The organism is Streptomyces sp. HP-A2021 (assembly GCF_022807935.1).
In the GTDB taxonomy this organism is placed as follows: Bacteria; Actinomycetota; Actinomycetes; order Streptomycetales; family Streptomycetaceae; genus Streptomyces; species Streptomyces afghaniensis.
The window spans coordinates 4,221,105-4,240,875 of sequence record NZ_CP094344.1; the positions used below are offsets into that span (position 1 = coordinate 4,221,105).

Sequence of the window (19,771 nt, forward strand, 5' to 3'; positions counted from 1 at the left end):
GAGCCCTGCGCAGGTCACCCGGCCAGAAACCCGCCGGTCCGCGACGCCTGCACGGCCGCCACCTCCCGCGGGGTCCCCTCGGCCACCACCCGGCCCCCGCCGGCCCCGCCGACCGGCCCGAGGTCGATCAGCCAGTCCGACGCCCGCATGACATCGACGTTGTGCTCGATGGTGACGACGGAGTGGCCCGAGTCGACCAGCCGTTGCAGCACCTCCAGCAGGCGTGCCGTGTCCGCCGCGTGCAGGCCGGTCGTCGGCTCGTCGAGGACGTAGAGCGTCCGGTCGGCCGCCCGGCGGCCCAGCTCCTTCGCCAGCTTGAGGCGCTGGGCCTCGCCCCCGGACAGTGTGGGCGCGGGCTGTCCGAGCGGGAGGTAGCCGAGGCCGACGTCCGCCATGCGCTGAAGTCGGCCGGCCACGTTGGGCACGTCCCGGAACACTCCGAGCGCCTCGTCCACCGTCGCCTCCAGCACCTCGGCGATGTCGTACCCCTGGTACCGCACCGCCAGCACCTCGGCCCGGAAGCGGCGGCCCTGGCAGGTCGGGCAGCGCACCTCCACGGCCGGGAGGAAGTGCATCCGTACGGTGAGAACGCCCGCGCCCTCACAGCGTTCGCAGCGTCCGCCGGGGACGTTGAAGGAGAACCGGCCCGCAGTCAGGCGCCCTTCGCTGCTCGCGGCGAAGACCTCCCGGATGGGTGTGAAGACGTCCGAGTACGTCGCGGCGTTGGAGCGCGGGACGCGGCTGATCGGCTCCTGGTCGATGAGGACGGCCTTGGAGAGGTGCTCCCAGCCGTCCATGCCGTCGTGTTCGGCCGGGAGTTCCCCCGCCCCGTGGAAGTGGCGGCGGGCGGCCCGGCCGAGGATGTCCAGCAGCAGCGTCGACTTGCCCGAGCCGGACGGGCCCGTGACCGTGACCAGGCGGTTCAGCGGGATCCGTACGGTCACGTCCTTGAGGTTGTGGGCCCGGGCCCCGCGGATCACGACCGCTGAAGTGCTGTCGCCGCGGCCACGGGACGCGGGCGCGGGCAGCCGGCCCGACAGATACGCGCCGGTCACCGAGCCTTCGGCCCGGCCCACCTCCTGCGGCGTGCCGGCCGCCACGATCCGGCCGCCGTTCCGGCCGGCCCCGGGGCCGACGTCCACCACGTGGTCCGCCGCCCGCAGCACGTCCAGGTCGTGCTCGACGACCAGCACGGTGTTGCCCAGGTCGCGCAGCCGGCGCAGGACGCCGATCAGGCGGGCGGTGTCCGAGGGGTGCAGACCGATGGTCGGCTCATCGAGGACGTACAGCACGCCGGTCAGGCCGGAGCCGAGCAGGGCGGCGAGCCGCAGCCGCTGGGTCTCCCCGGCGGAGAGGCTCGGCGTGGACTGCTCCAGGCTGAGGTAACCGACTCCGACGTCCACCAGGCGCCGTACCCGCTCCTCCAGGTCGGCGACGACCGGCTCGACGAGCAGCCACTCGTCCCCGGCCGACCGCTCCTTGAGGGCGGCCAGCCAGCCGTCGAGTTCGGTGAGCGGCAGTCGCGCCGCCTCGACGATCGTCAGTCCGTGCACGGTCACCGCCCGGCTCTCCGGCCGCAGCCGGGTGCCCTCGCACTCCCGGCAGGGCTGTTTCACCAGGCCCTGTTTCTCGGCCCGTTCGCGGTACTCGGGGTCGTCGGCGCGCTCGGTGTAGCGCCGCAGCAGCGCCGTCGCGACCCCTTCGAAGCGGCCCGCCGCCACGGTCGTCGGCGCCTCGACCGACGGGAAGTGCCTGCGGAACTCGGGGCTTTCGACGCCGTACACCAGCAAGTCCCGCTGCGGCTCGCCCAGTTCATCGACCGGGAGGTCCGCGTCGAAGATGAAGTCGTAGTGGCGGGCGGCGGCCCGCAGCGCGGTGAGGTTCCAGTCGGTGAGCTTGGGGTTCCAGCCCCGTACCGCGCCCTGGGCCAGCGAGCGGGAGCCGTCGACCAGGCGTCGTACGTCGGGCCGGATGACCTCGCCGAGGCCGGTGCAGGACGGGCAGGCGCCCGCGGGCTTGTTGAAGGAGAAGGAGCCCATCACCAGCTCGGGCACGAGCGTGCCGCAGTGCGGGCAGGGGATGTGCTCGCCCTCGGCGTCCTCGTCGGCCGCGGTGGCCTCGGCGGCGTTCGCGTACGACGGCGGGATGCTCTTGCCGCAGCCGGGGCAGGGGCGGGTCCCGATCCGCGACCACAGCAGCCGAAGATAGGTGAACACCTCGGTGACCGTGCCGACCGTGGAGCGCGGGCTGCGGTTGGTGAGGTGCTGGTCGACGCTGATGGACGGGGACAGGCCGCTGATCGAGTCGACGGCGGGTTTGCTGACGAAGCCGGTGACCATGCCCAGCGACTCCAGGTACTGCCGCTGGCCTTCCTGGTGGAGGGTGTCGAAGGCGAGCGTGGACTTGCCGGATCCGGACAGGCCGGTCAGGACGACCAGCTTGTTCTTCGGGACGGAGAGGGAGACGTTTTTGAGGTTGTGGAGGCGGGCGCCGGTGACCCGGATGCTGTTGTCCATTCCTTCAAGTCTTCCATTGAAGTGCGATGTTGAGACTTTTCCGGCATGGCGGCTGGTCCCTCTGCCGTAACCTTCAAATCGATGACCAACGAACGCCGTCTCCGCCCCGTCGATCTCGCCCGGCTGGCCGGTGTCTCGACGCAGCAGATCCGCAACTACGAGGACGCCGGAGTACTGCCGCCGGCCGCGCGCACCGAGTCCGGCTACCGCGTCTTCACCGATATCCATCGCAGCGCGCTGCTGGCGTACCGGGCCCTGATGCGGGGGTACGGGCCGCTGACGGCGACGCGGATCATGCGCGCCCTGCACGACGATGACGTCCCGGGCGCGCTCGCGCTGGTCGACGCCGCGCACGCCGCCCTGCACGAGGAGCGGGTCTCCCTGCGGGCCGCGAGCGAGGCCCTGGAGCTGCTGGCGGCCGAGCCGCCCGCCCCGCTGCCCCGCTCCGGCGGGCTGCGCATCGGGGAGGTGGCCGCGCTGCTGGGCGTACGGACGTCCGCGCTGCGGGTGTGGGAGGGGGCCGGGCTGCTCACGCCGGGCCGCGAGCGCGGCACGGGGTACCGGGTCTACGAACCCGCCGATGTGCGCGACGCCCGGCTCGTGCACACGCTGCGCCGCAGTCACTATCTCTTCGACCAGATCCGTCCGGTGCTTCAGGGGCTGCGCCGGGAGGGCAGCAGCGACGCCCTGCGGGCGGCGATCGCGGCCCGCGGAGAGGCCCTGACGGCTCGCACCAGGGGCATGGTCGAGGGGGCGGGCGCCCTCCACGCCCACCTCGAACGGGTCACCGCGTCAACCGAACGCACCGGTCAGAGCTCGTAACACCGTTCGAGATGCCATCCGATCCATTGAAAAACCGGCGACACCCGGTGTCGCCGGTAGCGGGTTCGCCATTCGTTTGGTCGGGTCTATCCCACCTGCGAACGGAGACCCCCTGTGCGAATGACTGATATCCAGCGCTGCGAGGTCCGACCTGGGCGACTCGTCGAATGGACACTCAGTCCGGCGACCGTCGCGACGGCGAAGGCTCTGCCAGAAGACTCCAGGCCACCGGCGTACATCCAGGAGTCGCACATCCGGACGGCCCGGTCCGTGCGGGAGGACGGACTGTTCGTCCCGACCTGGCTGGGCGCGGCGTTCGACATCCCGGGACGGGCCGACCTGGACGCGCTGGGCGAGGCGCTGCGCGGCTGGACGCTGCGCCATGAAACGCTGCGCAGCGGCTTCCGCTGGGCGGGCGGGCCCGGCGACTCGATCCGCCGCTTCACACTCGACCCGTCCTCCGTGTCCCTGCACCGGGAGGACGTCGGCGACTTCACCGACCCGGCGGCCCTGGCCCAGCACCTCCAGGACCGCTTCGACACCACGGCCGACGCCCTGCGCTGGCCCAACCTCATCTACACGGCGGTCGTCCGGGACGACTGCACCAGCGTGTACATGGCCTTCGACCACAGCAATGTCGACGCCTACTCCATCCACCGCATCCCCGCCGAGATCCACGAGCTGTACGAGGCCGGGGTCGCGGGCAGGGCCGAGGGGCCGGAGCCGGCGAGCAGTTACGTCGACTTCTGCGAGGCCGAGCGGGCGGACGCCGACCGCATCGACGCGGACCACGACATCGTCGCCCGCTGGCGGGAGTTCATCCAACGCTGCGGCGGACGGCTGCCGAGCTTCCCCGTCGACCTCGGCCTGGAACCCGGGGGCGGACTGCCCACGCAGAAGTTCATGCGCGAGATGATGGTGGACGCGGATGCCGCCGCCGCGTTCGAGTCGTACTGCCGCCCGTACGGCGGGAGTCTGGTCGGGGTCCTCGCGGCCACCGCCCTCATCGTCCACGAGATCGGCGGCGAGCCCGTCTACCGCACGGTCGTGCCGTTCCACACCCGCGTGAAGTCCCAGTGGTCGCAGTCGGTCGGCTGGTACGTGGGCGGCGCCCCGATCGAGATTCCCATGTCCGAAGCCGTCGACTTCCCGAGCGCCCTGCGCACCGTGCGCGCCGCCCTCCAGGCCAACCGCCGGCTGGCCCGCATCCCCCTGGCCCGCGTCCTCCACCTGCTCGGCAGCGACTTCCGCCCGACCTCCCCCGACCTGTACTCGATCGTCTCGTTCGTCGACACCCGCGGTATCCCCGGCTCCGACCACTGGACGGACCAGAAGGCGTACGGGCTGCTCAGGGTCTCCTACGGTGACCAGGTCTGCGCCTGGATCACCCGCCTCCACGAGGGCCTGTGGTTCGCCGGCCGTTACCCGGACACGGACATCGCGTACAAGAACATGCGGCTGTACGCCGAGCGGCTGCGGGACATCGTGACGGGCACGGCCGGCAGGCCCTGAACGACGTCGAAGGCCGGTTCCCGTGACCCGAGTGGTCACGGGAACCGGCCTTCGACGGTACGGGGCTAGACGCCCGCGTAGGAGTGCTTGCCGGAGACGAAGATGTTCACGCCGTAGTAGTTGAACAGCCAGCAGCCGAAGGCGATCAGGGCCAGGTAGGCGGCCTTGCGGCCCTTCCAGCCGGCGGTCGCGCGGGCGTGCAGGTAACAGGCGTAGGCGACCCAGGTGATGAAGGACCAGGTCTCCTTCGGGTCCCAGCCCCAGTACCGGCCCCAGGCGTCACCGGCCCAGATGGCGCCCGCGATGATCGTGAACGTCCACAGCGGGAAGACGGCCGCGTTGACGCGGTAGGAGAACTTGTCGAGGGAGGCGGAGGAGGGCAGCCGCTCCAGGACGGACGTCGCGAAGGTGCCGGGCGTGCCGCCGCTCGCGAGCTTGTTCTCGTAGGAGTCCTTGAAGAGGTACAGGATCGTGGCGACCGCGCCGACGTAGAAGACGGCGCCGCAGAAGATCGCCGTGGAGACGTGGATGTACAGCCAGTACGAGTGCAGGGCCGGGACCAGCTGGTCGCTGGCGGTGTAGAGGACCGTGACCGCGAGGCCCAGGTCCAGCAGGACCGAGGTGATCAGGAACAGGCCGAGCCAGCGCACGTTCTTCTTCAGCGCCAGCAGCCCGAGGTACACGCCGACGGCGACCGTGGAGAACGTGATGTTGAACTCGTACATGTTGCCCCACGGCGCCCGCTCCACCGAGGCCGCGCGGGCGACGACGCCGCCCAGCTCGACCAGGAAGGCGAGCACAGTGAGGGAGATGGCGATCCGGCCGTACAGGTCGCCCTGTTCGTCACCGCCGTGCGCCCCGGGCCCGTCCGGCACGTCCCGCTGCCCGGTCGCGGCCCGCACCGTGACCTTGGGCCGCTCCAGGACGGCGGTGCCGCCCGCCTGGTTCACGGTGACGGCGGGCGTCTTCTTCGCCTCGGCCGGCTTGGCCGTGAGTGCGGCGGCGGTCTTGGCGACCTTGCTGCGGCTGCCGAAGAGCCATTCGGCGATGTACGCGAAGAACGCCAGGGTGTAGACGGCCATCGCGGAGTAGATCAGCACATTGCTGATGTTCGCGAGGTTTTCGTTGGTGGCGGCGGCGAGAGTCACTTCTCAGCCCCTTCGGCAGGTACGGGGGTTTCGGTACCCGGCTCCTGGTCGGTGTCGGGGGAATCTGCGGGGTCGTCGGGGCCGGGCGCGGCCGGTGCCTGGTCGTAGAGGATCCCGGCGAGGTCGCCGAGTTCCTCGGGGACCTTGGCGGACTCGCTGCGGCCGAGGCCGGCCATCTCCACGACGGTGACGCCGTCGGCGCCCTTGACCGCGCGCACCCAGACGCGGCGGCGCTGGATGAACAGGGAGGCGGCGAGGCCGCCGATGGCCGCGAGGGCCCCGGCGAGGGCCCAGCCGCCGCCGGGCTCCTGGACGACCTGGAAGCCGGCCCACTCCTTGACGTCCTTGCCGAAGGTGACCGAACCGGCGCCGTTCGGGAGCTTCATGGTCTCGCCGGGCCGCAGCAGCTTCTTGAACAGCTTGCCCTTGGAGTCCTTGAACTCCTTCATGTTGGTCTTGTCCATCTGGTACACGCTCTGCGGGATGCCGGAGTCGGCCCCCAGGTCGCCGTGGTAGGCGGACAGCGCGAGCACCGGATAGTCCAGCGCGGGGAACTGCGACAGCATCGTGCCGCTGGCGGCGCCGCCGAAGGTCGGCACGAAGAACGCGTTGAAGCCGAGCTGTTCCTTCTTGCCCTCGGGGTTGCGGTAGCCGTCGAGGACCTTGACGACGCCGGAGGAGGTGACGTTGGCGTCGAGCGGCAGCAGCGGTACGGCGTCGTCGTAGACGACGTCGCCCTTGGCGTCGCGGACGGTGATGACCGGGGCGTAGCCGTGGCTGACCAGGTAGACCTTGGCGTCGCCGATCTGCAGCGGGTGGTTGACCTTGACGGTGGTCTTCTCGTCCTTGCCGTAGGGGCCGTCGCTGTAGGTGAGGTCGGCCTGGTAGACGCGAGGAGTGCCCTTGTTGGGGCCGCTGCGCTCGTAGGTGCCGGTGAACTTCTTCAGGTTGAAGCTGAAGGGCACCAGGTCGTCGGAGGTGAAGAGGCTGCCGGACTTGAAGTCGTCGTACTGGGTGAGGGTGTTGGAGAAGCCGTCGCCCTCGACGACGAGCTTGTTGCCCTCGGACTTGTACAGCTGGCCCCAGGCGAAGGCGACCAGCAGCACGATGAGGGCGATGTGGAAGACGAGGTTGCCCAGTTCGCGCAGGTAGCCCTTCTCGGCGGCGACGGCGTCACCGGCGAGGTGGGCGCGGAAGCGGCGCTTCTTCAGCAGGGCCAGGGCGGCGCTGTGGACCTGCTCGGGCTCGGCCGTGGTGCGCCAGGTGGTGTGGGCGGGCAGCCGGTTCAGCCGCCGGGGCGCGCGGGGCGGACGGCCGCGCAGCTGGCCCACGAACTGCCAGGTGCGGGGGACGATGCAGCCGATGAGGGAGATGAACAGCAGGATGTAGATCGCGGAGAACCACACCGAGCTGTAGACGTGGAACAGGCCGAGCTTGTCGTAGACGTCCCCGAGGGCCGGGTGGGCCTTGCGGAAGTCGGCGACCTTCGTCTCGTCGGTGCCGGTCTGCGGGATGAGCGAGCCGGGGATCGCGCCGAGGGAGAGCAGCAGGAGCAGCAGCAGCGCGACCCGCATGGAGGTCAGCTGCCGCCAGAACCAGCGGGCCCAGCCGATGACGCCGAGGGCGGGCAGGTTGGGCGCGTCCTCCGTGGGGGCGGTGGACAGCTGGGAGCCGGCGTCGCCGAGTTCCTGGTCCTCTGCGGCTGTCGGGGCCGGGTCGGAGGCGGTGGTCTTGCTCATCGATCAGATCCCCACAGTGAAGCCGTCGGACCAGACCTGCATCTCCTGCACGATGCGGTCCCAGGCGCCGGTCAGCAGCAGCAGACCGGTCACGATCATCATGGTGCCGCCGATCCGCATCACCCAGACGTAGTGGCGCTTGATCCACCCGAAGGCGCCGAGGGCCTTGCGGAAGGCGACCGCGGCGAGCACGAACGGCACGCCCAGGCCCAGACAGTACGCGATGGTCAGTACCGCCCCGCGACCCGCGCTGCCCTGGTTCAGGGCGAGGGTCTGGACGGCGGCCAGCGTCGGGCCGATGCAGGGCGTCCAGCCGATGCCGAACAGCGCGCCGAGCACCGGGGCGCCGACGAGACCGGCCGCCGGCTTCCGGTGGAAACGGAACTCGCGCTGGGTGAGCCAGGGCATCAGGCCCATGAAGAAGACGCCCATGAGGATCATGAAGACGCCCAGCACCTTGGACAGCACGCCCCGCTCTTCCTGGAGCGTCTGGCCGAAGTATCCGAAGAAGGCCCCGCCGGAGACGAAGACGGCGGTGAAGCCGAGCACGAACAGCGAGGCCCCGGCGACCATCCGGCCGCGCCGGGCCTCGGCCAGGTCGGTGCCGCTGACTCCGGTGACGTAGGACAGGTAGCCGGGCACGAGCGGCAGCACGCAGGGCGAGAAGAAGGAGACGAGTCCACCGAGCAGGGCGATGGGCAGGGCCACCAGCAGGGCGCCGTTGAGCACCGTGCCGTTGGGGTCCGCTACCGCGGCGAGGGTGAGCGCGCTCACGTCACTACTCCGCTCACTTCTCGGCGACGACCGGCTTGAGCATCTTCACAAGCCGTTCCTCACTGAGGGCGGACAGCGAGCGGGCCGCGATCTTCCCGTTCCGGTCGAGGATCAGGGTGGAGGGGATGGCCTGCGGGTTGAGGGTGCCCTTGTCGAAGCGGAGCAGCAGCTTGCCGGTCGGGTCGTAGAGGCTGGGGTAGGTGATGCCCCAGTCCTTCTCGAAGGCGAGCGCGGCGCCGGTGGAGGTGTCGCGGGTGTTGATGCCGACGAACTGCACGCCCTTGCCGGCGTACTCCTTGGAGACCTTCGCGAAGTACTTGGCCTCGGCGCGGCAGGGGTTGCACCAGGATCCCCACACGTTGAGGACGACGACCTTGCCCTTGTAGTCGGCGACGTCGAGGGTCTTGCCGGCGATGGTCTTGCCGGACAGGTCGGGTGCCGGGGTGCGCTCGCCCTTGGCGACCGTGGCGATGCCGTCGGTGCCGGTGACGAAGTTGGTGTTGCCGCCCCCGCCGGAAGTGCCGCCCGAGCCGCACGCGGTGACGAGCAGCGCGGCCACGGCGGCACCGGCGGTCAGGGCGGCGCGGCGACGGACCCGGTTCGAGGGGGTCGTGCGGGGCGAGCGGTTCGAGCGCAGGGGGGCGCGGCTGGCGGCACTCATGTGAAAAGTTTCGCATGTCCGTTCCGGGGCTCTCGCCCACCCCCCTTGCGGGCGGAAAACCGCATTTCAGGCGGCGTTCCGGGAGGGCGTACCGGCACCTGACGGCGTCTTCTCGACGAACCCCTTCCAGCCACCTGCCGGTTGCTGCCCGACCTCGAGCGTACGGAGCTTTTCGAGCACCTCGGGCTTCTGCACGTCCAGCCAGTCGGTGAACTGCCGGAAGGAGACGAGACGCACATCGGCGCCCTTCTCCTTCTCCCGCGCGATGTGCTTGAAGGCCTCCTCCACGGCGTCCATGTAGATGCCGCCGTTCCACTGCTCGAAGTGATTACCTATGAAGAGCGGCGCCCGATTAGTCTCGTATGCCCGCTTGAATCCCTGGATGTACGCCTGGGCCGACTGCTGCCGCCAGCCCGGGTAGTTGTGCGCCGGGGCCTTGGTGGTGCTGATGGACTGGTTCGCCAGCATGTTGTAGTCCATGGAGAGGACCTCGAAGCCACGGCCGGGGAAAGGTATCTGCTGCAACGGCAGGTCCCAGATCCCCTGCCGCTTCACCGGCCAGACCTGGCGGCCACCGGGCGAGGAGGCGTCGTAGCGCCAGCCCAGCTCACGGGCGGTGGGCAGCAGGTTGTCCTGGCCGAGCAGACAGGGCGTACGGCCGCCGACGAGTTCCTTGTCGTAGTCGAACGGCAGCGGCGGCATATCGGTCCAGCCGGTGTTGGTGCGCCACTCCTTGACGAAGGACTTCGCCTGGTCGATCTCGCTGCGCCACTGCCGGGGCGTCCAGTTCTTGACCGAGCCGTAGGTCTCGCCGCAGAAGTGCCCGTTGAAGTGGGTGCCGATCTCGTGGCCCTCCAGCCAGGCCCGGCGGACGTTCTTCAGCGTCTCCTTGACGTGCTCGTCGGTGAGGTAGCCGATGTCGGAGGCGCCGCGCGGGTTGTTCGGCGGGTCGTAGAGGCGCTTCTTCGACTCGGGCAGCAGGTACAGCCCGGACAGGAAGAAGGTCATGCTCGCGCCGTGCTCCTTGGCGAGGTCAAGGAAGCGCGGGAAGAGGCCGTTGCCGACCTCGCCGGCGCCGTCCCAGGAGAACACGACGAACTGCGGCGGCGTCTGACCCGGCTCCAGCGGCTCGGGCTTGGCGGGCTGGTGGGGCTGCTTGCCGGTGTAGGCGGTGGAGCCGTCGCCGATGGGCCGGGCGGCCGGCTTCGGCTTCGACCCGCCCTGTGCGGATTCCCCGGAACCGTCGGCGTGGCTGGACCCGTCCGACCCGGTGAGTCCGCCGCACCCGGCGAGCGAGACGGCGGCCGCGGCCCCCGCGCCGATTCCGAGCATTCCCCTGCGGGAGTAAGGGCGCATTGCATCCCCGTTCATCACGTTCTCTGGTGGTCACCCAGTCAGAGGACGTGACGAACGGGGAGGTTCCGTCGATATTTGCAGATTCCGTAACGAGGCCGTCAGAAGCGAACAGAAAGGGCCTACGCGCCGAACGCCTTGGCCTTCCCCTTCACCGGCTTGGCACCGGCGAGGAGATGCGCCGGGACGAGATCGCGGGCCGGCTCGGTGTAGCCGACGGAAACGATCCTGTCGCCCCGGTAGGTGAAGGTCGTCAGCGAGGCGAGCGTGCACTGCCGCTTCCGCGGGTCGTGCCAGAGCCGCCGCCGCTCGACGTACGACCGCACGATCCAGATCGGCAGCTGATGGCTGACCACGACGGCCTCGTGGCCCCGCGCCCGGTCCTTCGCCGTGCTGAGCGCGTTCATCATCCGCACGACCTGGTCGACGTACGGCTCGCCCCAGGACGGCCGGAACGGATTGACCAGGTGCTTCCAGTTGCCGGGCCTGCGCAGCGCCCCGTCCCCGACGCCGAACGTCTTGCCCTGGAAGATGTTGCCGGCCTCGATCAGCCGCTCGTCGGTGGCGAGGTCAAGCCCGTGCGCCTTGGCGATCGGCTCCGCCGTCTCCTGCGCCCGCTCCAGCGGCGAGGCCACGACGTACGTCACATCGCGGGTCGCGAGGTGCTCGGCGACCCGGTCGGCCATGCGCCGGCCCAGCTCGGAGAGGTGGTAGCCCGGCAGCCGCCCGTAGAGGATGCCGTCCGGGTTGGCGACCTCGCCGTGCCGCATGACGTGGACGACGGTGATGTCGCCGTTCGTGTCGTGGTTCGTCTCGTTGCTCATGCCGTGGCCTCCGCGGCAGCTCGGGCCGCAGCCGGGAGGGCGTCGGCGATCCGCTGCACGGCCCGCTCGTCGTGCGCGGTGGAGACGAACCAGGACTCGAAGGACGACGGCGGCAGGTAGACGCCGCTCGCGAGCAGCGAGTGGAAGAACGCGGTGAAGCGGAAGGACTCCTGCGCCTTGGCGTCCTCGTAGTTCCGCACGGGCCGGTCGGTGAAGAACACGGAGAACATGTTGGAGGCGTTCTGGAGCCGGTGCGCGACGCCCTCCTTGGTCAGCGCCTCGCTGACGAGCTCCTGGATCTGCTTCGACACGGCGTCGACCTTGTCGTAGGCGGCGTCGTCGAGGAGGCGAAGCTGGGCGAGCCCGGCCGCCGTGGCGACGGGGTTCCCGGAGAGGGTGCCGGCCTGGTAGACGGGCCCGGCCGGGGCGAGATGAGCCATCACGTCCGCACGCCCGCCGAAGGCCGCGGCGGGGAAGCCACCGCCCATGACCTTGCCGAAGGTCATGAGGTCGGGCCGGACCCCGTCGACCCCGTACCACCCGGCCCGGCTGGTCCGGAACCCGGTCATGACCTCGTCGGAGATGTAGAGGGCGCCGTTCTCGGCGCACAGGTCCTTCAGGCCCTGGTTGAAGCCGTCCGCGGGCGGGACGACGCCCATGTTGCCCGGGGAGGCCTCGGTGATCACGCAGGCGATCTCGCCGGGGTGGGCGGCGAAGGCGGCGCGTACGGCGTCGAGGTCGTTGTACGGCAGGACGACGGTGTCGCCGGCCTGGGCGCCGGTGACGCCGGGGGTGTCGGGCAGCGCGAAGGTGGCGACGCCACTGCCCGCCGCGGCGAGCAGCGAGTCGACGTGCCCGTGGTAGCACCCGGCGAACTTGATCACCTTGCTGCGCTGGGTGAACCCGCGCGCGAGCCGGATCGCGGACATGGTCGCCTCGGTCCCGCTGGACACCAGGCGTACCTGCTCCAGCGGCTCGATCCGCGCGACCATCTCCTCGGCGAGTGCGACCTCGCCCTCACCGGGCGTGCCGAAGGACGTACCGCGGGCGACGGCGTCCTGCACGGCGGCGATGACCTCGGGGTGCGAGTGCCCGAGGATCATGGGCCCCCAGGAGCACACCAGGTCGACGTACTCCCGCCCGTCGGCATCGGTCAGATACGGCCCCTTGCCGGACACCATGAACCGCGGTGTGCCGCCGACGGCGCGGAAGGCCCGCACCGGCGAGTTCACGCCACCGGGTGTGACGGCCGCCGCACGGTCGAACAGAGCCTGCGAGGCCGGTGCTTCATACGGATATGCCAGTTCGCTCATGACCTGCGACTTCTCCGACCTTCTCCGACGTCGTCGGGATCCGGGTGCGTGTGACCTGTTCAGGGTAGGACAGTGCCCTGCAACCGGTCCCCGAACCTCTGTCGTCTGCGAGACTGGGGCGTGATACACACAGCTCAAACGGCCCAGGGTGGTCGGAGGCTGCGAAGATCCCGCGGGCAGATGTTTCAGCGCACGTTTCGGCGAGCGGCCGCGGGGGAGGTCACTGACACGATGATCGGGTTGCGCGGCGGGGGCGACGCGTCCTAGAAAAGCAGTCGGGTGGAGATATGCATCGCGGTGGCGGACTGGGCGAGGGGACTGATGACCTGGGTCCTCGACGTGCCCGGCGGGGAAGGCACCGGCGCGAAGCGGAGGACACGCAGGAAGCACGTCAGACGCAGGGGCTGCCGAGTGAACCGGACCGGCTCGACCGCCGTACTGAACGTCGGATGGACGATCTTCGGACGGGGAGCAGGAATGGTGGTCGGGTGGGGGTGACGTACAAGTACTTCGGCGCGCCCGACGGGGCGACCGCGGCCCGCGTCCCGATCTCGATGCGTCCCGAGGAACTCGGCGGCGACGAGCTCGGCATGAACGGCATGTTCACGAAGATCAAGCCGGAGACCATGGCGGCGATGGTCCTGACGGGCATCGAGGGCGTTCCCCTGCACAAGGTGCCGCCCCTGGAACTGGTCGTCCTGCACCCCGACTACGCGGTGGTCAAACTCCCGATGACCGTCGTCGACCCCCTGCGGGGCATCGGCGAGGAGGCGGTGGGCGCGGCGGCCTTCATCTGGTCGACGGTCCCGGACCGGGGCGGGCCTCGGGACGCGTTCAATGTGTACCAACTGCTGCACGAGTGGCAGGACTTCAGCCATCGGTTGCATGAGGCGGGGCATCAGCCGTACTGCTTGGTGTGGCCCTGAGCCGGGGTTTCCTGGGTTCGGGCGGGGACTTCGGGCCTCGCCCTTTCAGTGCCGGAGAGGGGCAGTCAGGCGGCCAGGGCACATTGAGAGCCCCGCGCTGGCGGGGGCCTTCGCCGCCTGGTCCCAGGCCGTGTCCCTCATGGAGGGCATGACCTCGGACCGCACGCGCAAGGCGATCACCTCACTCCGTTCCACCCTCGCCCTCTACCAGCGTCGCAGAGTGCCCGGAGCCTCCGAACTCGCCCGTCCCGCACGCCAAGCACTGGCCTGAGCTGCCCACCAACCGGCCGGCGAAGGGGTCTGCGTGCTGGACGAGATCCGACCGGCCCGATCACGTCACGGCCTGGAGAACAGACCGGGCCCCGGAGGCGAGGAGCCATCGGCGCGGACGCCGTTCGTGACCCGCAGGAACTCCAACTTTTCCGCATCGGCGGAACCCGCCGCCACCGTGTAGACGACGAGGCGTACGTCGCAGCCCGGGACGGTGAGCACGTCGCAGTCGCATGTCACCTCGCCGACCTGGGGGTGCACGATGGTCTTGCGGGCCGAGACGTGCGGACCGACCGCACCCTCGTCCCACTGCCGGGTGAACTCCGCACTGGTGGAGCGCAGTTCCGCGACAAGATCGATCAGTTCACGGTCGCGGGGGTAGTTGACGAGAGCCGTGCGCAGATCGGCCACGAGGGCGGGGCCAAGGGCGTCGTCGTCCTGGAGCACGGGCCAGGCCGCGAGCCCTGAGGGGCCTGCGGCGAAGACCGCCCGCACCAGGTTGCGCTCGGCGTGTGTCCGTGCGCTGGGGTCGCCCAGCAGCACTGCCCATGCAGGAGTCCAGGACAGCAAGGTCCAGTCGGCACTGAACACGCCCACGGGGAACTCCCCGAGGCGAGCCAGCATCCGTTGGACCCCCGCTGGAACATGCGTGGAAATCGTCCCCTCCTGGGGAGGGAGGAGGCCGGCCAGCCGGTAGGCGTAATCGCGCTCCACGGGTTGCAGCTGGAGGGCCCTGGCCAGGCTCGCGACGACCTGCGCCGAAGGGCTCGTGGCGCGGCCCTGCTCCAGCCGCACCACATAGTCGACCGACAGCCCCGCGAGCTCGGCCAGCTCCTCGCGTCGCAGCCCCACCGCACGGCGTCCGGCTCGCGAAGTCCGCCCTACGTCGGTGGGAGAAAGCCGGTCGCGCCAGCGGCGCAGTGCCGTGCCAAGGGTCTCGTCCACTCGACCATTGTGTCCGCCGGACAGCCGATGTGCCTGGTACTGGCCGTCCTACCGTCGCCCAGGGCACTGGTCGTCCTCTCGTCACGGACCGAGGGTGAACGCATGACAACAACGTTCATCACAGGAGCCAACAAGTCCCTCGGGTACGAGACCGCCCGCCGCTTGATCGAGGCCGGCCACACCGTCCTCATCGGCGCTCGTGATCCCGAGCGTGGCCAGGCGGCCGCCGACGCACTCGGTGCCCGTTTCGTCCAGATCGATGTGACGGACGACGCGTCGGTGGCTGCGGCCGCCGCCGACGTCGAGGCTCGCGAGGGCAGCATCGACGTCCTGATCAATAACGCCGGCGTCTTCGGAACACACCGTCCCACCGACGAGATCACGGCCGCTGACGCCAGCGAGGTGTTCGAGGTCAATGTCGTGGGGATCGTCCGGGTGACACACGCGTTCCTGCCCCTGCTGCGCAAGTCCGCGAACCCCGTCATCGTCAATGTGTCCAGCGGCATGGGGTCGTTCGCGGCCACCCATGACACCGGGCGCGTCGAGGGCCGGGCCACCGCGCCGCTCTACACGGCGTCGAAGGCTGCTGTGACCATGCTGACCACGCAGTACGCGAAGTCCTGGCCGGACGTGAAAGTGAACGCGGCCGACCCGGGCTACACCGCGACCGACTTCAACGGGCACAGTGGCCCGCAGACGGTGACCGAGGGGACCGACGCGATCGTCGAACTCGCCACCGTCGGGGCGGACGGACCGACCGGAACCTTCCGTGACCGTCACGGTGAGATGCCCTGGTGATCCGCCTCTGAATTCGGACGCGCCCGGCACGGACGAGGGTTCTGGAGTGGCGAACTCGTGCCGACGTCGTTCATCTCGCGGGGCATGGCGCCCGGGGTCGCCTTGGTTTGGCTGGGCTGGATCATGGCGTGTGCTGCACCTCGAAGCCGTGGGTCGCCACCTCACGCAGGGCCTCCCGGTCGCGCTCGTCGGCGAGGACGGCGGGACACTCGCTCCAGCCCGGCAGCACAACTCGCGTACCCGAGGTGCCGCGCCGCATCCAGCGGCGAGCGGGCTCACAGGCGCCCGGCCAGGTGTTCGAGGTCGCGTGCGACATGCCCGGTCGCCCTTGCCATCCAGGGCACGGGGCCCCTCTCCCACCTGGAGCAGAACATGGCCGCCGCCGCGATCACCCTCACCGAGGAAGACCTCGCCGACCTCGCGTGACACCGACCCGAACCCGTAGACGAAAGACGCCCATGTCATGAAGCTGTTGATCCTCGGAGCGACCGGCCCCACCGGCCGCCGCCTCGTCGAGCTGGCCCTGCGCGCAGGCGACCAAGTCACCGCCCTGGTCCGTAACCCGGCGGGGCTGGGGGACCTGGCGGATCAGGTCACGGTGGTCATGGGAGACGCGACCTCCCACCGCGACGTCTCCGCCGCCCTCGCCGGGCAGGATGCCGTCGTCTCCGCCCTCGGCCGGGGCGCTTCAGTGATCGCCGGCGACCTCTTCATGCGCGCCTCGGCGGCTTTGATCGCGGCGGTGGAGGAGACCGGCGTGTCCCGTGTGGTGTGGCTGTCGTCCTTCGGGGTCGGCCACACCCTCTCGTGGGCGAGCGTGCCGCAGAAGGTCATCTACCGGACCTTGCTGCGCTCGATCTACGCCGACAAGGAGATCGCCGACGACGCTGTCCGCGCCAGCGGGCTGGACTGGACCGTGGTCTACCCGACCAGGCTGACCCACGGCCAGGCCAAGGGCACCTACCGCGCGGACGACCGGCTGCCGATGAAGGGCAACCCGACGATCAGTCGGGCGGACGTAGCCGTCTTCATGCACGAGGCGGTGCACGGGAGCGAGTGGATCGGCCGCTCGGCTGTCATCTCCGACTGAGCGTTCACAGCACCGATATGACAGTCGTTATAGACGGGGTGTAGCGTGACCAGCGCCTATAACGACTGTCATAGGAGGATGCCGTGACGATCATCACGGTGAGCACCCCGAAGGGCCGCCTGAGCCAGGAGCAGCGCCGGAAGCTGGCCGAGACACTGACGGACGCGGTGCTCGTGCCGGAGGTCGGGCAGGTCGCACCGGCCGCGCGGGCCGGGTTCCAGGTGCATTTCGTCGAGCGTGCGGCCGACATGATGGCCATCGGCGGGCGGCTCCTCGCGGACACCGGCCCGGACGCCGACGTCATGGTGATCGACGTGACGGTGATGGACGGGGACTGGCGCCAGGAGGTCCGGGCCGAGGTCATCGAACGCGTCCTGGCCGCGATGACCGACGCCTGCGGCCTCCCCGAGCCGTCACCGGCCTGGTGGGTCACCTTCCGGGTGATCGACGAGGGCAGCTGGGGATCGCGCGGCGGTGTGCTGTCCGTCCTCTCCCTCCTCGACACCGGCGTGTTCACCCAGGAGAAGGCCGAGGCCGTCCGCGCCGCACTCGGCGCCTGACCCGGGTCCGTGCACCCTGGCGGGTGTCAGTGCTTGATCGCGCCGGCGATGAGCGCCTGCAACTGCTCGGCGGTGTCGTCGAGCGGCTGTGCGCTGCGCTTGGCGCGGCACATGGCGACCGTGCCCTCGACGGCCGCCACGACGAGGGTCGCGAGCTGGGCGGCCTGTTCCGCCTCGGTGCCGTGCTCGCGCAGCGAGGCGGCCAGCAGGGCCTCCCACTGGGCGAACACCGCTGCCGCGGCAGCCACAGCGGGCGGGATCTCGTCGGCCGGGGGCTCCTCGATGGCCACGGCCAACACGGGGCAACCGGCGTGGAAGTCGCTCTCGACGACGATCTTGCGCCACAGGGCGAGGAATGCCCGCAGCCCTTCGACCGGCCCCGACTCCAGCTCCTTGCGCAGGCTGCGGGCGACCCACTCGCCCGTGTACCGGACGGCTTCGGTGGCCAGTTGCTGCTTGCCCTCGGGGAAGTAGTGATACGTCGAGCCGAGCGGCGCCTTGGCGTGCTTGGCCATCTCCCGGATGCTCGTGGCGCTCAGACCACGCCGACTGATCATGTCGGCGGCCCCGGCCACGATCCGCTCACGCGACGGCGCACTTCGCTCGGCCACTTGTGCACATCCCCTCTGGCTATAACAGCCGTCATAGTCTAGCGTGATCACTCGTTATAACGACCGTCATAGACGGTGACTGTCGGCGATTCGAGGAGCTGCCATGCCGATGATCAGGCTGACCGTCCCGACCGGTGCCCTCACCGATCAGGGGCGCACGACCGTCCAGCGCGACCTGGCCGCCGTGCTGCTGCGCTGGGAGGGCGCGCCCGACACCCCCTTCTTCCGCGCTCAGGCGTGGAGCTACCTCGTCGAACTGCCCGAGGGTGCCCAGACCACCGCCGGGGACGACGAACCGCGCTTCCTGGTGGAGGTCGTCGTCCCACAGGGCGCCCTGTCCGAGCGCCGCAAGGCGGGGTTGGTCGAGGAGGCGACGAAGACCGTCCTGGGCGCCGCCGGTCTCGGCCCGGACGCCACGCTGCGGGTGTGGGTGCTGGTGCACGAACAGCCCGACGGCACCTGGGGCGCGGGCGGCTCCGTCGTCCGGTACGCCGATCTGGTGGCACTGGCGAAGGGGCAGCGCACCGATGCGTGAACTGGCCTACGTCGCCAAGCGCACCGTCGCATGGCGAGAAGCACCCGATCCCAGGATCCAGTCGGACGGCGAGGCGATCGTCGCGCCGGTGGCCGCCACCCCGTGTGACGTCGACTCCGCCATCCTCGCCGGGCACGGCTTCATCGAGCCGCCCTTCGCCCTCGGCCACGAGTGCGTCGCCCGGGTCGTGGAGACCGGCGACGCCGTCACCGCCGTCGCCCCCGGCGATCTCGTGGTCGTCCCGTGGTCCGTCAACTGCGGCGACTGCGACCGCTGCCGGGCCGGACTGACCGCGCACTGCACCGCCGTGCCCTACATGGCGATGTACGGCGCGCCGATCGGCGGCACCTGGGGCGGACTCTTCTCCGACCTGGTCCGCGTGCCCTACGCCGACGCCATGCTCGTCCCCCTGCCCACCGGTCTCGACCCGGTCGCCATGGCCTCCGCCAGCGACAACTGGTCCCTGGCCTGGCGCCTGGTCGCACCTCACCTCAAGGCCCGGCCCGGAGCACGGGTGCTGGTCGTCGCCCGCGGCAGCATCGGCCTCTACGTGTGCGACATCGCCCGCGCGCTCGGCGCCTGCGAGGTGCTCTACGTCGACCCCGCCCCCGAACACCGCGAACTGGCCCGCGCGTTCGGGGCCGCCACCGCCGAGACGCTGGAGGCGGTCCCGCAGGGCTTCGACATCGCCGTGGAGGCCACCGGCCGCGTCGACCAGCTCGGCCTGGCCGTCAAGTGCCTCACCCCGGAGGGGATCTGCGAGAGCGCGGGCAACCACTTCCGCCCTGGGGAACTGCCCCTGCTCGACATGTACCTCACCGGCGTCACCCTGCGCGTCGCCCGCGACAACGTACGCGCCCACATCCCCGACGCCCTCGCCCTCGCCGCCTCCGGCAAGGTCGCCCCCGAACGGGTCGTCTCCCACGTCATCGACTGGGAGGACCTGCCGGCCGCACTGCCGGAGAAACACCTCAAGCCGGTCTTCGTCCGGGCAGACGACGGCTGCTCACCGACCTCGGCAACGTGACCGCTCAGTCGTCGACGCACTTGGGGTACTTAGAGCCCCGGTTGCAGTCGTGGTAGTCGTACTTGCTGACCCTGAACTTCTTCTCGCCGCCGGCCTTGGCAGGATCGACGACCAGGTAGAACTTCTTCCCGTCCTTGACCTTCTCGGTGACCTTGCCCTCGGGGCCCTGGTCGAAGTTCTGCGCGCACCCGGCGACTGCGAGGACGCCGGCCGCCACGAGAACAGCGGCAAGGCGACGATGCATGTCGTACTCCGATCATCTTGAAAACGCGGCTCAGTGTAGGGGTGAGCACGCTGCAGTTCATGATCGCGAAGGTTCCCGGGTGTGGATGAGGAAGGCCTGTGGA

General features: G+C 70.2%; 20 protein-coding genes and 1 pseudogene. 9 read left to right on the forward strand and 12 right to left on the reverse strand.

All coding sequences use genetic code 11. The annotated features are described in order from the left end of the window. Window positions 1-14 precede the first annotated feature (14 nt). Window positions 15-2,516 (reverse strand): excinuclease ABC subunit UvrA, encoded by a 2,502-nt coding sequence (gene uvrA, locus MQE23_RS19090; RefSeq protein ID WP_020270491.1) that lies wholly within the window; start codon window positions 2,514-2,516, stop codon window positions 15-17. A gap of 81 nt (window positions 2,517-2,597) precedes the next feature. Between uvrA and MQE23_RS19095 the strand changes: the two genes are divergently transcribed. Then, window positions 2,598-3,338: a MerR family transcriptional regulator gene (locus tag MQE23_RS19095; RefSeq protein WP_243379682.1), complete on the forward strand. Its 741-nt coding sequence runs from the start codon at window positions 2,598-2,600 to the stop codon at window positions 3,336-3,338. Between the two features lie 114 nt (window positions 3,339-3,452). Then, the gene (locus MQE23_RS19100) at window positions 3,453-4,850 is read left to right on the forward strand and encodes a condensation domain-containing protein (protein ID WP_037668364.1); all 1,398 of its coding nucleotides are present in this window, start codon (window positions 3,453-3,455) and stop codon (window positions 4,848-4,850) included. Window positions 4,851-4,915: 65 nt separating this feature from the next. On the opposite strand, the gene ccsB is transcribed toward MQE23_RS19100, so the two are convergent. From ccsB to hemL, 7 genes are all read right to left on the reverse strand, one after another. Further along, window positions 4,916-5,998, reverse strand: coding sequence for a c-type cytochrome biogenesis protein CcsB (ccsB, locus tag MQE23_RS19105; RefSeq protein ID WP_020271778.1), 1,083 nt, complete (start codon window positions 5,996-5,998; stop codon window positions 4,916-4,918). Then, window positions 5,995-7,737 carry a cytochrome c biogenesis protein ResB gene (locus tag MQE23_RS19110; RefSeq protein ID WP_020271779.1) on the reverse strand — a complete coding sequence of 581 codons (1,743 nt, stop codon included), beginning with the start codon at window positions 7,735-7,737 and terminating at the stop codon, window positions 5,995-5,997. The genes ccsB and MQE23_RS19110 overlap by 4 nt, the downstream gene beginning before the upstream one ends. A 3-nt stretch (window positions 7,738-7,740) precedes the next feature. Beyond that, the gene (locus MQE23_RS19115) at window positions 7,741-8,511 is read right to left on the reverse strand and encodes a cytochrome c biogenesis protein CcdA (protein ID WP_020271780.1); all 771 of its coding nucleotides are present in this window, start codon (window positions 8,509-8,511) and stop codon (window positions 7,741-7,743) included. 13 nt (window positions 8,512-8,524) lie between these two features. Then, a complete protein-coding gene (locus MQE23_RS19120) occupies window positions 8,525-9,172 on the reverse strand; it encodes a TlpA disulfide reductase family protein (RefSeq protein WP_020271781.1) in 648 nt (215 codons plus the stop codon). Between the two features lie 66 nt (window positions 9,173-9,238). Further along, window positions 9,239-10,528 (reverse strand): hypothetical protein, encoded by a 1,290-nt coding sequence (locus MQE23_RS19125; RefSeq protein WP_082319824.1) that lies wholly within the window; start codon window positions 10,526-10,528, stop codon window positions 9,239-9,241. Window positions 10,529-10,647: 119 nt separating this feature from the next. Next, the gene (locus MQE23_RS19130; RefSeq protein ID WP_020271783.1) at window positions 10,648-11,349 is read right to left on the reverse strand and encodes a histidine phosphatase family protein; all 702 of its coding nucleotides are present in this window, start codon (window positions 11,347-11,349) and stop codon (window positions 10,648-10,650) included. Further along, entirely contained in the window at window positions 11,346-12,662 is a 1,317-nt protein-coding gene (gene hemL, locus MQE23_RS19135; protein ID WP_243379683.1) for a glutamate-1-semialdehyde 2,1-aminomutase, read from the reverse strand. Before hemL ends, MQE23_RS19130 begins: the two co-directional genes overlap by 4 nt. Before the next feature lie 488 nt (window positions 12,663-13,150). On the opposite strand from hemL, the gene MQE23_RS19140 reads away from it, so the two are divergent. Continuing rightward, window positions 13,151-13,588 (forward strand): hypothetical protein, encoded by a 438-nt coding sequence (locus tag MQE23_RS19140; RefSeq protein WP_003974483.1) that lies wholly within the window; start codon window positions 13,151-13,153, stop codon window positions 13,586-13,588. A 112-nt stretch (window positions 13,589-13,700) separates the two neighbouring features. After that, window positions 13,701-13,859: pseudogene (locus tag MQE23_RS19145) on the forward strand (tetratricopeptide repeat protein); the annotation flags it as partial. A gap of 65 nt (window positions 13,860-13,924) precedes the next feature. Here MQE23_RS19145 and MQE23_RS19150 read toward each other — a convergent pair. Then, window positions 13,925-14,803 (reverse strand): helix-turn-helix transcriptional regulator, encoded by an 879-nt coding sequence (locus MQE23_RS19150; protein WP_020271787.1) that lies wholly within the window; start codon window positions 14,801-14,803, stop codon window positions 13,925-13,927. Between the two features lie 102 nt (window positions 14,804-14,905). Here MQE23_RS19150 and MQE23_RS19155 point away from each other — a divergent pair, with 102 nt between their 5' ends. Beyond that, the gene (locus tag MQE23_RS19155; RefSeq protein WP_243379684.1) at window positions 14,906-15,601 is read left to right on the forward strand and encodes an SDR family NAD(P)-dependent oxidoreductase; all 696 of its coding nucleotides are present in this window, start codon (window positions 14,906-14,908) and stop codon (window positions 15,599-15,601) included. Between the two features lie 121 nt (window positions 15,602-15,722). Here MQE23_RS19155 and MQE23_RS19160 read toward each other — a convergent pair whose 3' ends face one another. After that, window positions 15,723-15,917, reverse strand: a complete 195-nt coding sequence (locus MQE23_RS19160; RefSeq protein ID WP_154693886.1) for a hypothetical protein — start codon at window positions 15,915-15,917, stop codon at window positions 15,723-15,725. 147 nt (window positions 15,918-16,064) lie between these two features. Here MQE23_RS19160 and MQE23_RS19165 point away from each other — a divergent pair, with 147 nt between their 5' ends. Both MQE23_RS19165 and MQE23_RS19170 read left to right on the forward strand, forming a co-directional pair. Beyond that, complete coding sequence (locus tag MQE23_RS19165; protein WP_243379685.1) at window positions 16,065-16,691, forward strand: NAD(P)-binding oxidoreductase; 627 nt, start codon at window positions 16,065-16,067, stop codon at window positions 16,689-16,691. Between the two features lie 83 nt (window positions 16,692-16,774). Then, window positions 16,775-17,251 carry a tautomerase family protein gene (locus MQE23_RS19170; protein ID WP_243379686.1) on the forward strand — a complete coding sequence of 159 codons (477 nt, stop codon included), beginning with the start codon at window positions 16,775-16,777 and terminating at the stop codon, window positions 17,249-17,251. A gap of 26 nt (window positions 17,252-17,277) precedes the next feature. Here MQE23_RS19170 and MQE23_RS19175 read toward each other — a convergent pair whose 3' ends face one another. Next, window positions 17,278-17,862 carry a TetR/AcrR family transcriptional regulator gene (locus MQE23_RS19175; protein ID WP_020271793.1) on the reverse strand — a complete coding sequence of 195 codons (585 nt, stop codon included), beginning with the start codon at window positions 17,860-17,862 and terminating at the stop codon, window positions 17,278-17,280. A gap of 103 nt (window positions 17,863-17,965) precedes the next feature. On the opposite strand from MQE23_RS19175, the gene MQE23_RS19180 reads away from it, so the two are divergent. Then, a complete protein-coding gene (locus MQE23_RS19180; protein ID WP_243379687.1) occupies window positions 17,966-18,397 on the forward strand; it encodes a tautomerase family protein in 432 nt (143 codons plus the stop codon). Then, complete coding sequence (locus MQE23_RS19185; protein WP_243379688.1) at window positions 18,390-19,424, forward strand: alcohol dehydrogenase catalytic domain-containing protein; 1,035 nt, start codon at window positions 18,390-18,392, stop codon at window positions 19,422-19,424. The genes MQE23_RS19180 and MQE23_RS19185 overlap by 8 nt, the downstream gene beginning before the upstream one ends. Window positions 19,425-19,428: 4 nt before the next feature. Here MQE23_RS19185 and MQE23_RS19190 read toward each other — a convergent pair whose 3' ends face one another. After that, a complete protein-coding gene (locus MQE23_RS19190) occupies window positions 19,429-19,668 on the reverse strand; it encodes a hypothetical protein (protein WP_020272815.1) in 240 nt (79 codons plus the stop codon). Window positions 19,669-19,771: the final 103 nt, after the last annotated feature.